Origin of the sequence: Exiguobacterium sp. B2(2022), assembly GCF_028823655.1 — a bacterium.
Taxonomy (GTDB): Bacteria; Bacillota; Bacilli; order Exiguobacteriales; family Exiguobacteriaceae; genus Exiguobacterium; species Exiguobacterium aestuarii_A.
Map to the genome: position 1 here is coordinate 1 of NZ_JAPEHX010000069.1, position 14,233 is coordinate 14,233.

A 14,233-nucleotide genomic window follows, 5' to 3' on the forward strand; every position below is an offset into this window, starting at 1 on the left:
TTCTTATTCTTTTGCCAATTCAAGCGCGTACGAGATGGCAGACAGTGCATAAAGAGGAGCCGTCTCCGATCTGAGAATTCGAGGTCCGAACGCGCAAGCGATCGCACCAGCCTCTATCCATTGCGTGACTTCCGCTGTGTCAAATCCGCCTTCCGGTCCCGTGATAACGAGGAGACGTTGTTTTGATTGAAGTCGATTCAATGTGTTGGCAAGTGCCGACTGCTCGCCTTCTTTCGCCGATTCTTCATATGCGATGATGACTTCGTCATACTCTTCGAACTGCTTCGAAAGCTGTTTCGAAGTGAGGAACGCACATGACGGAACGACGGCTCTATACGATTGCTCGGCCGCCTCCTGCATGATTTTTTGAATACGTTCTACTTTTTTCGGCACTTTTTTCGAGTCCCATTTGGCGACTGATCGGGAAGATTCGAACAATAGAAGATGATGAACGCCGAGCTCGGTCGCTTTTTGAGCGACAAGTTCGACCTTGTCACCTTTCGGTAATGCATAAGCGAGCGTCACGTCAATCGGCAGTTCGGTCTCTGATTGACGAGTCGACAATACTTTAGCCACTCCACTCTTCTTCTCAAGCGACGTCACGACACATGCGTACTCATTGCCTGTCCCGTCGAGAAGAACCATTTCATATCCCGCCCCTTGTCGCAGGACCGTTCCGATATGATGAGCGACATCTGAAGGAAGTGTCACAACGTCGCCTGTGAAAGCTTCTGGTGTCAGAAAATAACGTTGCATAGCTTATCCCTTCTTGGCGATGATTGCGACCCAGTCTTCCATCACGCGTGTCTCTTCAATTTCAAATCCTGCAGCCATTAGAGCGTTCGTGACTTCCGCCCGTTTCTCTCCAATGATCCCGGATGTGATGAAGCGACCTCCCGTTTTCGTACGAGCATACGCATCTTCGATGAAGAGAAGAATGACATCAGCAAGAATGTTTGCCACGACCAAGTCATATTCTCCGTCCACACCTTTTAATAAATCTCCCGTATCCACTTGAACGAGGGCTTCGACACCGTTCGTCTCCACGTTTTGACGAGCCGATTCAACGGCAACCGAATCCAAGTCTAGCGCTTTTACGCTCGTCGCTCCAAGTTTCGCAGCGGCGATCGACAATACGCCTGATCCTGTACCAACATCAATGACGCGGTCACCTTCCTGGATATAGTTCTCAATCGCTTGAATGCAAAGCATCGTCGTCGGGTGTGTCCCTGTACCGAACGCCATGCCCGGGTCAAGCAAGATGACATTCTCTTCCGGTTGTGGTGTGTACTCTTCCCACAAAGGGACAATCGTCAGCTGTTGTGAGATTTTGACCGGCTTGTAATACTGCTTCCAAGAATGCGCCCAATCTTCCTCATCAATCTCTGCGACCGTGACCTCGCCTGATCCGATATCAAGCATGTTCCGGAGTCGCTCGATTTCTTTTTTCAAGTTTGCGAGCACATCTTGGAAATCACCTGAAGCCGGCACGTACGCTTTGACGTGTACTCCAGAAGTTGGATACGTTTCACGATCCGAAACGTCCCAAATCTCTCCGAAATGGTCTTCCGCCATCATTCGGTCGAAGTCTTCGACGTCCTCGATGACGACACCTTGTGCCCCCACTTCGTGTAATAAGTTCGATACGGCTTCCACCGCAAGCTGTGTCGTGTGGACACAAATTTCAGACCATTTCATCGTTTGTACACACTCCTTTTAGTGACTAAAGAACTTTTTCATTTTTTGGAACATGCCGTGTTCCTCTTCGACACCCGATTCGCCACTGATTTCTTCGAATTCACGAAGCAATTCTTTTTGGCGGTCTGTCATATTTTTCGGTGTCATGACAATGACGCTCACGTACTGGTCGCCATTTGCGCCACCACGAACACTTGGCATCCCTTTTCCGCGTAAACGGAACTTCGAGCCAGTTTGTGTTCCGGCTGGCACTTTCAAACTCACGTTCCCGTGAACCGTCGGAACTTCGATTTCTGCACCGAGTGCCGCTTGAGCGAACGTGACCGGCATTTCCATCGCAATGTGTTGGTCGACACGTTCAAAGATTTCATGAGCTTTCACGCGGACGACGACGTATAAGTCTCCCGCTGGACCACCGTTCACGCCAGGACCGCCTTTTCCAGATAGACGGATCTGTTGCCCGTTATCGATACCGGCTGGGATTTTCACTTCGACGGTCTGTTTCTTCTTCACATGACCTGAGCCGTGACAAGTCGGACATTTTTCTTTGATCGTCTTACCGCTACCATGACACTTGCTACAAGGACGTTGGTTGACCATACGACCGAGAATTGTGTTTTGCTCAACCGTCTCGACGCCACTGCCGCCACATTGGTTACACGTTTCTGGTTTCGTTCCAGGTTTCGCACCGTTCCCCATGCACGTGTCACATTCGACTTCGATTTCGAGCTCGATTGTTTCCGTCTTGCCTGTCACACTCTCCATGAAATCGAGGTCAACGACGTATTGATAATCTTCTCCACGACGCGGTGCGTTCGGATCTTGACGACGTCCGCCGCCACCGAAGAACATGTCAAAGATATCCCCGAATCCACCTTGGAAGTCACCGCCGCCTCCGAATTGGTTCGCCCCTTCAAAACCGAATCGGTCATACTGGGCACGTTTTTGTTCGTCAGAAAGCACTTCGTAGGCTTCACCAATTTCTTTAAACTTATCCGCCGCATCCGCCTCTTGGTTGATGTCCGGGTGATATTGACGGGCCAATTTCCGATATGCCCGCTTGATTTCTTGTGCCGAGGCCGACTTATCGAGCCCGAGCACTTCATAATAATCTCGTTTCGCCACTATTCTCGCTCCTATCCTTACAATCTACGTATCGATTTTAGCGCTCTCCTTTACAACGGCTGTTTATTTACGGTCGTCGAGATCCTCAAACTCTGCGTCCACGACCTCATCGTCCTGTTTCGCTTCTGTTTGTGGTTCTGCGCCTTCAGCACCTTGCTGTTCAGCCATTTTAGCATATACTTTTTGCGTCAACTCTTGAACGACAGCTGACAATTCGTCTTTGGCTGTACGGATCGCCTCAAGGTCTGAACCTTCGAGAGCAGTTTTCGCTTTTTCTTTCGCAGCTTCTGCTTTTTCTTTGTCCGCCTCTTCCACTTGCTCACCAAGGTCTTTGATTGCCTTGTCTGTCGCGAAGACGAGTTGGTCTGTTTCGTTGCGAAGTTCCGCTTCTTCTTTACGTTTGTTGTCTGCGTCTGCGTTCGCTTCAGCTTCTTTCACCATACGCTCGATTTCTGCCTCATCGATACCTGAAGAAGATTGGATTGTGATCGATTGTTCTTTATTCGTACCGAGATCTTTCGCTGATACGTGAACAATTCCGTTTGCATCGATATCGAATTTAACTTCGATTTGTGGCACACCACGTGGTGCTGGTGGAATGTCAGTCAATTGGAAGCGACCAAGTGTCTTGTTGTCTGGTGCCATCGGGCGTTCCCCTTGAAGGACGTGGATGTCAACAGCAGGCTGGTTATCTGCAGCAGTTGAGAACACTTGTGATTTCGATGTCGGAATTGTCGTGTTGCGATCGATCAATTTCGTCATTACGCCACCCATTGTCTCGATACCGAGTGAGAGTGGAGTAACGTCGAGAAGGACGACGTCTTTTACGTCTCCAGCAAGAACTCCACCTTGGATTGCTGCACCGAGTGCAACAACTTCATCCGGGTTTACCCCTTTGAATGGCTCTTTCTTCGTGAAGTCATGGATTGCTTTTTGGACGGCAGGGATACGTGTCGAACCACCGACGAGAATGATCTTATCAAGGTCAGATGGTGTAAGTCCTGCATCTTTCAAGGCACGACGAGTTGGTTCCATTGTGCGTTCGACAAGGTCAGCCGTCAATTCTTCAAACTTCGCACGCGTGAGTGTCATCTCCAAGTGGAGTGGACCTGCTTCACCTGCTGTGATGAACGGAAGGCTGATGTGTGCGCTTGTGACGCCTGAAAGGTCTTTCTTCGCTTTTTCAGCTGCATCTTTCAAACGTTGAAGTGCCATCTTGTCTTTTCCGAGGTCGATGCCGTTCTCTTTTTTGAATTCTGCAACGAGGTAGTCGATGACTTTTTGGTCGAAGTCATCTCCACCGAGACGGTTGTCACCAGCTGTAGCGACAACTTCGAATACGCCATCACCAAGCTCAAGGATTGAAACGTCGAACGTACCACCACCGAGGTCATAAATCAAAATCGTGTGGTCTTCACCTTTATCTAATCCGTAAGCGAGTGCCGCAGCAGTTGGCTCGTTGATGATTCGCTTGACATCAAGACCAGCGATTTTACCAGCATCTTTTGTCGCTTGACGCTCAGCGTCGTTGAAGTATGCAGGAACTGTGATGACTGCTTCCGTGACTGTTTCACCGAGGTAGTCTTCAGCATCTTTTTTCAACTTCTGCAAAATGATTGCCGAGATTTCTTGTGGTGTGAATTTCTTGCCGTCTACGTCAACTGTATGTGATGTTCCCATGTGACGTTTGATTGATTGAATCGTGTTCGGGTTCGTGATGGCCTGACGTTTTGCGACCTCACCTACTTGACGTTCTTCCCCTTTGAATGCAACAACCGAAGGAGTCGTACGGTTACCTTCTGCGTTTGAGATGACGACTGCTTCGCCACCTTCCATTACTGCCACACATGAGTTTGTAGTCCCTAAGTCAATACCGATAATTTTACCCATCGTTTATTCCTCCGTCTCGTTAAGTAGTATTATTCTGCAACTTTTACCATGCTTGGGCGAATGACTCGACCATGCATCGTATAACCTTTTTGAAGCTCCATCGTCACGACACCCGACTCGAACTCGTCGCTTGGCTCTTGCATGACTGCTTGATGGAAATTCGGGTCGAACGGCTGTCCGACTGCTTCAATCACTTCGACTTGCTCAGCATTCAACACGTCAAGCAGTTGACGATGAATCATGTCAACGCCTGATTGAATTTGCTTGGCATCCTCTGAAGTTGCTTGCACTTGAAGTGCACGCTCAAAGTTATCAATGAGCGGAATCAATTTTTCAATGACAGACTGTGAAGCAAACTTGACGCGTTTTGCATTCTCTTCATTCGTCCGACGACGGAAGTTGTCAAAGTCAGCACGAATGCGGAGTTCGCTCGCTTTCAACGCTTCGATTTCTTTTTGTAAGTCCGTCCCCTCAGAACTTTCTTCCACAATCTCAGCATTTAAAACCTCATCTTCATTTGATTCAGTTGACTCGTTCTCTTCTGTCTGTGCCGAGTCTACAGGTTTTTCTTCAAGCACGTCTTCTTGTTCGTGCCCGTTTTGATGATCTGCTGTCATAGTAAAACTCCTTTCCGTCACTCATCTAGTTTCGTTCGTCGCAACGCTTCAATAATTTGTCCCATCATTTGGACACCGTGACGGTAATTCATTCGAGTCGGGCCAATCATGGCAATCGTTCCGAACGTTTTTCCATCTAGTGTATAATCCGAAGTGATGACACTACAGTTTTGAAGGGCGACAATTCCATTCTCGCTCCCAATGCTCACATAAATCTCGCGATTTGGCAACGATTCGAGCCAGTGCGTCAATCGTTCTTGCTCATCAATCCATTCTAGGAACGGTCTGAGCGTGTCTAACGTCTGAAACTCAGGTTGGTTGAAGATATTCTTCTTGCCGCCGAGATAAAGCGAAGACGGCGTTTGAATTCCAACCGTCGATTGAATCAGTTGCATCATATTTTCATATTGCTGTCGCTGCGCGAGTTGCAATTTTGCAACCTCTTCTCCGATCCGGACTTTAAGTTGTCCGATCGCTGTTCCGACGAGACGATCATTTAACAATCGAATCGTCTCCTCGATGACTTCAGGAGCTACACGAGATTCGAACATGACCGTACGATGCTCGACATGACCTTGATCCGTGACGATGAGAACGACACCCCGTCGCTCATCTAATGGCATAAAGTCCACACGTGCCAATCTTTCGGATTGGCTATTGGGACCGAGGGCGACCGTCGTATAATTGGTCAAATCAGAAAGGAGATCTGCAGCTTGGCGAATCAGGATCTCAGACTCTTTTGAAGATTGCTTTAAACGCTCTTCTAAGCGACCCGTTTCCCGCTCGTCGATGATTTGCTTCTCGACGAGGTGGTCCACGTAATATCGGTATCCGACCTCTGACGGGATTCGACCCGCGGAAGTATGTGGTTTTTCAATCAACCCCATGTCTTCCAAATCGGCCATATCGTTCCGAATCGTTGCCGAACTAAACGTCAAATCGTCTCGTTTCGATAACGTACGCGAACCGACCGGTTGAGCCGTCTGAATATAATCGTCAATGATGGCTCGAAGAATGAGCAATTGTCGATCTGTCAGCACAACATCACTCCTCTCTGAAAAAGTTACCTCGCTTTATTAGCACTCATATTTAACGAGTGCTAATCACACTTCAAATATTATCATGTTCTCACTATTTGTCAATTCATACACTCGGATTTTTTCACCTTTTTTGCAGACGGCAAACCTGAAAAAGAAGCAGCGTTTCGTTATGATAGAACGTGAGGTGATGAAATGTTTACAACAAAACAATTTAACGTATTCAAACAGGACGGACTCGACGAACGCATGTCTGGCATCCGTTCGGATATTCAACCGCTCTTTCATCGGATTTATGACGAGGTCGGCCCACAGCTCGAGGCAGATGTCGGAATCCCTCTCTACCTGCATGTCGCAAAACATGCACGCCGCACGGTAAACCCTCCGAAAGACACATGGATGGCCATCTGTCACGATAAGCGTGGGTATAAAAAACATCCACATTTACAAGTCGGGCTTTTCGACGACCGCGTTTTCATCTGGCTCGCATTCATCTATGAGATGCCGAACAAAGATGCAATCGCGAAACGTCTGCAACAAATCGATTTTAAATCAACGTTTACTGATTTCCATATTGCGGGCGATCATATGAAAAAAGATGCGTTCCTAATTGAAGAGACATCAAACGAAGACATCCAGGCGTTGCTCGAGCGCTTCGGCACTGTCAAAAAGGCTGATTTCTTAATCGGACGACAACTGCCTGCCGATGCATCGATTCTTCAAAACGAAGACGCTTTTCTCGCTTTGGTCGAAGACACGTTCGCTCGGCTCACGCCGCTCTATCGTGATCTCGTCTTATAATGCTAAAAAATGGACAAATCCCAAATAAGGGACTTGTCCATTTTTCATGACTCGGTATGCTCGAGTTTTGCCTCTCCGATAAATGCCGCGAACGCTTCATTCGCGAGTGGTAGACCAGACGCCGTCAATCGGATATGGGAGTCTGTCCGTTCAATCAACGACTTCTTCACCAAATCGTCGATGACGTGACCGAACACATGATCGAGTGCCACGCCATACTTCTGTTCAAATGTCTGAAGGGAGACCCCTGAACGCATGCGTAATCCGAGGAACAGCTCTTCTTCCATTTTTTCTACTTCTTCGAGCTCAGTCACCCGTTTCACCGGGATGCCTTCCGCTTTAATATAGTGAGGGATCGGTGCGATATTTGCACGACGTGTGCCATTTAAATAGCTGTGCGCACCTGCCCCGAATCCATAATACTCTTCGTTCCGCCAGTACACTTGGTTGTGACGACTTTCTCGACCCGGCAACCCATAGTTCGAGATTTCGTATTGCTTCAGTCCATGTCGTTCAAGTGTCTCCATCACTTTGAGATACATCTCGACCTCGACATCCTCTCCCGGTAAACGGAGCTTACCTTTTCGGTCTTGAATCGCAAACACGGTATGCGGCTCAAGAATCAAGGAATAGGATGAGACGTGTTGAATCGGCAGCTCGAGCGCTAGCTTCAAGTCTCGGTCAATCTGCTCGAGCGTCTGTTCTGGTAGCCCGAACATGAGGTCAATCGAGATATTATCAAAGCGCTTCGCCGCTTCATTCACCGTTTCAAATACGTCGTCAGCGCGATGCGTTCTTCCGATCCGTTCGAGCCCACCATCGTCGAATGTTTGAACACCGAAGCTGAGTCGATTGACGCCGCCGGCTTTCATCGTGTCGAGTTTTTCCGTACTTACAAAGTTCGGGTTCGCTTCGACAGAATACTCTAGGTCGTCTGAAGCGAGCGGGAGGAGGTGTCGACGTACCATATCCATCAGGCGACCCATCTGCGCTTCATTGAGCGCCGTCGGTGTGCCCCCTCCAATAAAGATGGTCTCGATCCGTTCTGTCGGAAACGCTTCGAGCGTCAATACCATCTCTCGTTCTAATGCATCTAAATATTCATCAACAGGTTGGTTTTTTAAAAACACCTTGTTGAAATCACAGTAATAACAAATATGTTCACAAAATGGAATGTGAAGATATACGGCTTTAGCCAATTTCGGCCACCCCTTTCTTCTCATTCCATTTATAACGCTTTTCGTCCGTTCTTTCCAGCCTGCGCCATCAATCAAACCGATGAATAAACAGACCGCTCTTTAATTTTGGTTCGAACCATGTCGATTTTGGTGGCATCTGCCCACCCCCATCAGCCACTCGCATCAACTGTGGCATCGTCGTTTCATGGCACGTAAACAGTAATTGGTCGGGTACTTGCGCGAGTTGTTGCAATTCTTCGATTGACCGGTTCCCTCCAACAAAATCGACTCTGGCATCCGTACGAATATCTTCGACGTTGAAGTACGGAGCAAGAATATCACGCTGTAAGACGGCGACATCGAGATCGGTTTCATCTTTTCGTTTCGATAACCTGTAATAATTTCCTCGATACGCAGCGCCGAACACGCCATGACTTTCAGGCAAGACGAGTTCATCTACTTCTGTCACCTCATACGAGAACGAAAGTCCTTCCAACATATGTTCCACTTCTTCAGGGGCGATAGTGGTCAACAGACGGTGGTATGGCAAAATCGTCAACTCGTCGCTCGGGAAGAGGACACCTAAAAAGTGTGTCCGTTCGTTCTTTTGAGAATTCTCCCCACCCATCTTGGAAACGACTGCTGCCGCTTTCGCGCGATGATGACCATCTGCGATATAGATAGACGGGATTGTCGCACCAATCATCATGACGCGTGCAAGTTCTCGGCTCGGAATCATAAATCCTTCGTGTAACACGCCACGATCATCCGTAAACGAGAACAACGGCTCTTCTTCCGTCGCACTGTTTAAAATCTGTTTCAGACTCGCATGTGGCGGGTGGCTAAGTAAAATCGGACCGGTATGCGCCCCCGTCGCTTGGACATGTTCGACACGTTCTCGTTCCTTCGTTTCACGGGTATGTTCGTGAATTTTGATTCGCCCGGCTTCATAGTCCGCAACTGAAAATGTGGCGACTAAGCCTGTTTGCTGACGTTCGTTCCGGGTCAATCGATATACGTAAAATCCACTCGGACGAACCGTCAGCTCGTCTTCGTATAGACGTTCTAGCTCCTGACGAGCACGCTTTCCCCAGTCTTCGAGTGAGAGGTTTGCTTGAAGAGCTTCTGGCTTATCTACCTTCAAAAATGATTTCGGTTGCTCAGCGATGACCGCCTTCGCTTCTTCTACAGAAACGACGTCATACGGATCTGCGGCAACTTCTTTAGCGTGTACGGGCATGTATGGGCTGAACGGTTTAAATACGACCATAAGATCCTCCTTAAAATTCTCGGACGCGAATGACGCCCTTGATGTCATACAATGCATGAATCGATAACGGTTCATGTTCGTTGTTGTCTAAATCAATCAATGTATAGGCCATCTCGCCTCGGCTACGGTTGATCATGTTATCGATGTTCAGTCCATGTGAGGCGAGCTCTCCCGTAATTTGTCCGACCATGTTCGGCACATTTTGATGCAAAATCGCGAGGCGACGTTTGCCGGTATACGGAAGTTCCGCATTTGGGAAGTTGGCGGACGAACGGATGTTACCGGTCTCCAGATATAATTTGAGTGTCTCGACGGCTTGGATGGCACAATTGACCTCTGATTCCTTTGTCGAGGCACCGAGATGAGGCAACGCCATCACTTGAGGATGTCCGATGAGCGAGTGTCGAGGGAAGTCGGTGATGTATAGTCCGACGTGATGATGGAATGCTTCAACTAAATCAGCATCCTTCACGAGCTCCCCACGCGCGAAATTCAAAACGGTCATCCCTGGCTTCATCCGCTCGAACCAACTCCGGTCGATACTGAAGCGCGTCTCTTTCGTCAGCGGCATATGAATCGACAAGAGATCAACAGACCCTAGAACCTCACTCAAATGCTTGGCGCGTGTGACGTGTTTTGAAATATTCCAAGCGGCATCAACCGAGAGATGGGGATCATATCCGATGACATCGACCCCAAGTTGGAGAAGGTCATTGGCAAGTGAAGCCCCAATGGCCCCAAGCCCGATGATTCCTACTTTCTTCCCCCGTAACTCGGCCCCGAGGAACTGCCGTTTCTGTTGCTCCATCGCTTCTTCTAACTGAGATTGTGACTCGGTCGCCTGTTCATTTACCCAGTTTAAACCTTTGACAATCGGTCTGACCGAGAGGATCATACTGGCCAGGACGAGTTCTTTCACCGCATTCGCATTCGCGCCAGGAGTATGAAACGCCACGATTCCTTGTTTTGCCAGTTGATCAAGCGGGAGATTGTTGACACCGGCACCCGCCCTTGCGATGGCGAGCAGATGGGGTGGAATCGCTTCATCGTGCACGTTATGACTTCTCAGTACCCAGGCGTGAGCTTCAGACCCGCTGCAGCGATTTGGTTAAATGTTTTGATGTGATACATGGTTTTCCTCCTCAAATGCTCTCATGACGTCGACAAGGCGCACAGCACCTTCTTTTGGCATCGCGTTATAAAGACTCGCCCTTAAACCACCGACGGAACGGTGACCGCCGAGTTCGAGTAATCCGCGTTCAAGGGCAAATTGTTGAAAACCCTTGTCTCGATTACGGTCTCCCGTCGTGAACGGGATGTTCGTCAAGGAACGGCGTTCTCCCGACACGAGAGAAGAAAATAGATTTGAATGTTCAAGGAACGAATAGACCGCATCGCTTTTTTCACGATTCATCCGCTCCATCGCCTCGACGCCCCCTTGATCTTCGACCCACTTGAGGACACGTTCTGCCGTATACATACTGAACGTCGACGGCGTATTGAATAACGTATCGACATGAGACCCGTAATGAAGATAACTTGGTAGCTCCATCGACTGAATCAAGTCGCGACGTATAATGACGACCGTCAGTCCTGCTGGTCCAATATTTTTCTGCGCCCCCGCATAAATTACACCGAAGCGCTCAACGTCGATCTGCTCGGCAAGAATATTCGAAGAGGCATCCGCAATGAGTGGGACATCCGTTTCGGGTATAGTCGTAAATCGGGTTCCTTCAATCGTATTGTTTAACGTCACATGTAGATAGTCGACATCTTGAGCGAGTTTCGGTTCAAATGACATCCCACCCGCCTCATCTATGAGCGGATGGATGACCTCGACCTGCCCGAAGTGCCTAGCATCTTCCATCGCTTTTTTAGACCAAATCCCTGTATCGACATAGGCGAATCGATTTCGATTCCGTAAATTCATCGGGATCATGGAAAATTGCAGTGTCGCCCCACCTTGCAACCAAAGAACGGCATAGTTCTCAGGAATATGCATGAGTCTTCTGAGTCTTGCCTCGAGCGAGTCGACCACTTGTTGGAATGAATCTGAACGATGACTCGTTTCGATGATCGAGACCCCTTCATATTCGAATGTCAGCAGATGTTGTTGAATCTCTTGCATCACTTCTTTTGGTAGCATGCCGGGACCCGCAGAGTATGTATACGTCGACACGGTGTTTCCTCCTCTTTTGTCTGTCTAAGGGTGTACTCTTCCTTAAGCGAAGTGCCATTTCCTGCCTAAACAAAAAAATCACCCCGATTCGAACATCAGGGTGATTCAATCCAATTATTCTTCGTCCATCGATAGAACGGACATGAACGCTTCTTGCGGGACTTCGACAGACCCGACCATCTTCATGCGCTTCTTACCTTCTTTTTGTTTCTCAAGGAGTTTCCGCTTACGCGAGATGTCTCCCCCATAACATTTAGCCAAAACGTTTTTACGAAGTGCTTTGATTGTCGAACGTGCGACAATTTTTGTTCCGACGGCAGCTTGTACCGGAACTTCGAACTGCATCCGTGGGATGAGTGCTTTCAACTTCTCGACAATCACTTTTCCGCGCTCATACGCAAAATCACGGTGAACGATGAAGCTGAGGGCATCGACCACTTCGTTGTTGAGCAAGATGTCCATCTTCACGAGACGTGATTGACGATAACCGATCAACTCATAATCGAGAGACGCATACCCTTTCGTGCTCGACTTCAATTGATCGAAGAAGTCATAGACGATTTCACTCAATGGAATCTCATACGTGATTTTGACGCGTGTCGTGTCGATATACTGCATATCGATGAACGTCCCACGTTTCTTCTGGCAAAGTTCCATGATGGCCCCGACATAATCGTTCGGTGTCATGACGGCCGCTTTGACGTAAGGTTCTTCGATCGATTCCACTTTTTGTTGTTCCGGCATCTTCGATGGGTTATCAACGTGGACGACTTCTCCTGAAGTTGTCGTCACGTGATAGATAACCGATGGTGCCGTCGTGATCAAGTCGATCCCGAACTCACGCTCAATCCGTTCTTGGATGATTTCCATGTGAAGCATCCCTAGGAATCCACAACGGAAGCCGAATCCGAGTGCTTGTGACGTCTCAGGTTCAAACTCGAGCGCGGCATCAGAAAGTTGAAGCTTTTCGAGTGCCTCACGAAGGTCGTTGTAGTTGGCTGCATCGATTGGATACAATCCACAGTACACCATCGGATTCATTTTACGGTAACCCGGAAGCTGACTCGTGGCAGGATTTTTCGCAAGTGTGATTGTATCCCCGACACGAACATCTCCGACTGTTTTGATTGATGCAGAAAGTGTTCCTACATCACCGACGTTCAATTCTTTGACCGAGACAGGCTTCGGTGTCGATACACCGAGGTCCGTTACTTCGAACGTCTTCCCGGTAGCCATCATCTGAACTTTATCTCCTACTTTGACCGAACCATTGACGATTCGAATCGATGCGACGACACCACGGTAGGCATCATAGTACGAGTCGAAGATCAAGGCTTGTAACGGTTCTGACGGATCACCTGTCGGAGGTGGAACAAGTTCGACGATTTGCTCGAGAATCTCTTCGATTCCAATCCCTGCCTTGGCAGAAGTCGGGACCGCATCGCTCGCGTCGAGACCGATGACGTCTTCAATCTCTTGACGGACGCGATCGACATCCGCTGACGGCAAGTCGATCTTATTGATGACCGGAATAATTTCGAGGTCGTTATCGAGTGCTAAGTAAACGTTCGCAAGAGTTTGCGCTTCAATTCCTTGTGCCGCATCGACGACGAGAATTGCACCTTCACATGCCGCAAGCGAACGCGACACTTCATACGTGAAGTCGACGTGTCCTGGCGTGTCAATCAAGTGAAGAATATACTCTTCTCCGTCTTTTGCCGTATAGTTCAATTTAACAGCGTTCAATTTAATTGTAATCCCACGCTCACGCTCTAAATCCATCGCGTCAAGCGTCTGCTCTTTCATCTCACGAGCCGTGAGTGCACCAGTTTTCTCAAGAATCCGGTCAGCGAGTGTCGACTTTCCATGATCGATGTGAGCGATAATCGAAAAGTTACGAATCTTCTTCTGACGATTCTCTAATTCTTGTTTATTCATATATGGGTTCACCTATCCTTCTCATGCATACCGTGTCATTATATCAAAATCCTAAAGTAATGTGTACGACCTACTACAACAATACCACATATAGTTTTCAGAATAATCATCAAGTGGTTGCTTTTCATATAACCGTTTGCTACAATTGTGCTTGTTCTGTTGAATGATTACTTGAAGTAATAAGAACATACACTTTCTTGTTTCAGGAGGTGACAAACAATGGCAAACATCAAATCAGCAATCAAACGTGCAAAAACTTCTGAAAAACGTCGTGTTGCGAACTCTCAAGAGAAAGCGGCAATGCGTACAGCAGTAAAACGTGTTGATGCTCTCGTACTTGAAGGAAACAAAGAAGCTGCTCAAGAAGCTTTCGTCCTCGCTACGAAGAAGCTCGACAAGGCTGCATCAAAAGGCCTTATCCACAAAAACAAAGCAGGTCGTGATAAATCACGCCTCGCAGCTCGTATCGCTGCTCTCTAATTAGAGACCAAACGAAACAG

Annotated in this window: 12 protein-coding genes and 1 pseudogene; 2 read left to right on the plus strand and 11 right to left on the minus strand. The window is 48.2% G+C overall.

The genetic code is table 11. The features are described from left to right. Positions 1-3: 3 nt before the first annotated feature. From ON063_RS12655 to hrcA, 6 genes are all read right to left on the minus strand, one after another. Positions 4-756: a 16S rRNA (uracil(1498)-N(3))-methyltransferase gene (locus tag ON063_RS12655; protein WP_274665374.1), complete on the minus strand. Its 753-nt coding sequence runs from the start codon at positions 754-756 to the stop codon at positions 4-6. Between the two features lie 3 nt (positions 757-759). Next, positions 760-1,698, minus strand: a complete 939-nt coding sequence (gene prmA, locus ON063_RS12660; RefSeq protein ID WP_274665375.1) for a 50S ribosomal protein L11 methyltransferase — start codon at positions 1,696-1,698, stop codon at positions 760-762. 18 nt (positions 1,699-1,716) lie between these two features. Then, complete coding sequence (dnaJ, locus tag ON063_RS12665; RefSeq protein ID WP_214693130.1) at positions 1,717-2,823, minus strand: molecular chaperone DnaJ; 1,107 nt, start codon at positions 2,821-2,823, stop codon at positions 1,717-1,719. 63 nt (positions 2,824-2,886) lie between these two features. Next, entirely contained in the window at positions 2,887-4,713 is a 1,827-nt protein-coding gene (dnaK, locus tag ON063_RS12670) for a molecular chaperone DnaK (protein ID WP_274665376.1), read from the minus strand. 29 nt (positions 4,714-4,742) lie between these two features. Next, the gene (gene grpE, locus ON063_RS12675; RefSeq protein ID WP_274665377.1) at positions 4,743-5,330 is read right to left on the minus strand and encodes a nucleotide exchange factor GrpE; all 588 of its coding nucleotides are present in this window, start codon (positions 5,328-5,330) and stop codon (positions 4,743-4,745) included. Between the two features lie 17 nt (positions 5,331-5,347). Then, positions 5,348-6,370, minus strand: a complete 1,023-nt coding sequence (gene hrcA / locus ON063_RS12680) for a heat-inducible transcriptional repressor HrcA (RefSeq protein ID WP_074033386.1) — start codon at positions 6,368-6,370, stop codon at positions 5,348-5,350. Positions 6,371-6,562: 192 nt separating this feature from the next. Here hrcA and ON063_RS12685 point away from each other — a divergent pair, with 192 nt between their 5' ends. Continuing rightward, entirely contained in the window at positions 6,563-7,168 is a 606-nt protein-coding gene (locus ON063_RS12685; RefSeq protein WP_274665378.1) for a DUF1054 domain-containing protein, read from the plus strand. A gap of 44 nt (positions 7,169-7,212) precedes the next feature. On the opposite strand, the gene hemW is transcribed toward ON063_RS12685, so the two are convergent. The 5 genes and pseudogenes from hemW to lepA all read right to left on the minus strand — a co-directional run bounded on the left by hemW (position 7,213) and on the right by lepA (position 13,733). Further along, entirely contained in the window at positions 7,213-8,367 is a 1,155-nt protein-coding gene (hemW, locus tag ON063_RS12690; RefSeq protein ID WP_274665379.1) for a radical SAM family heme chaperone HemW, read from the minus strand. Between the two features lie 67 nt (positions 8,368-8,434). Beyond that, the gene (locus tag ON063_RS12695; protein ID WP_274665380.1) at positions 8,435-9,616 is read right to left on the minus strand and encodes a DUF1015 domain-containing protein; all 1,182 of its coding nucleotides are present in this window, start codon (positions 9,614-9,616) and stop codon (positions 8,435-8,437) included. A 10-nt stretch (positions 9,617-9,626) separates the two neighbouring features. Beyond that, positions 9,627-10,747, minus strand: a pseudogene (locus ON063_RS12700) (phosphoglycerate dehydrogenase). Next, a complete protein-coding gene (gene serC, locus ON063_RS12705) occupies positions 10,725-11,795 on the minus strand; it encodes a 3-phosphoserine/phosphohydroxythreonine transaminase (RefSeq protein ID WP_274665382.1) in 1,071 nt (356 codons plus the stop codon). The pseudogene ON063_RS12700 and the gene serC overlap by 23 nt, the downstream one beginning before the upstream one ends. 114 nt (positions 11,796-11,909) lie before the next feature. Next, positions 11,910-13,733 (minus strand): translation elongation factor 4, encoded by a 1,824-nt coding sequence (gene lepA, locus ON063_RS12710; protein ID WP_214693159.1) that lies wholly within the window; start codon positions 13,731-13,733, stop codon positions 11,910-11,912. Between the two features lie 219 nt (positions 13,734-13,952). On the opposite strand from lepA, the gene rpsT reads away from it, so the two are divergent. Further along, the gene (rpsT, locus tag ON063_RS12715; RefSeq protein WP_012726675.1) at positions 13,953-14,213 is read left to right on the plus strand and encodes a 30S ribosomal protein S20; all 261 of its coding nucleotides are present in this window, start codon (positions 13,953-13,955) and stop codon (positions 14,211-14,213) included. The last annotated feature ends 20 nt before the right edge of the window (positions 14,214-14,233 follow it).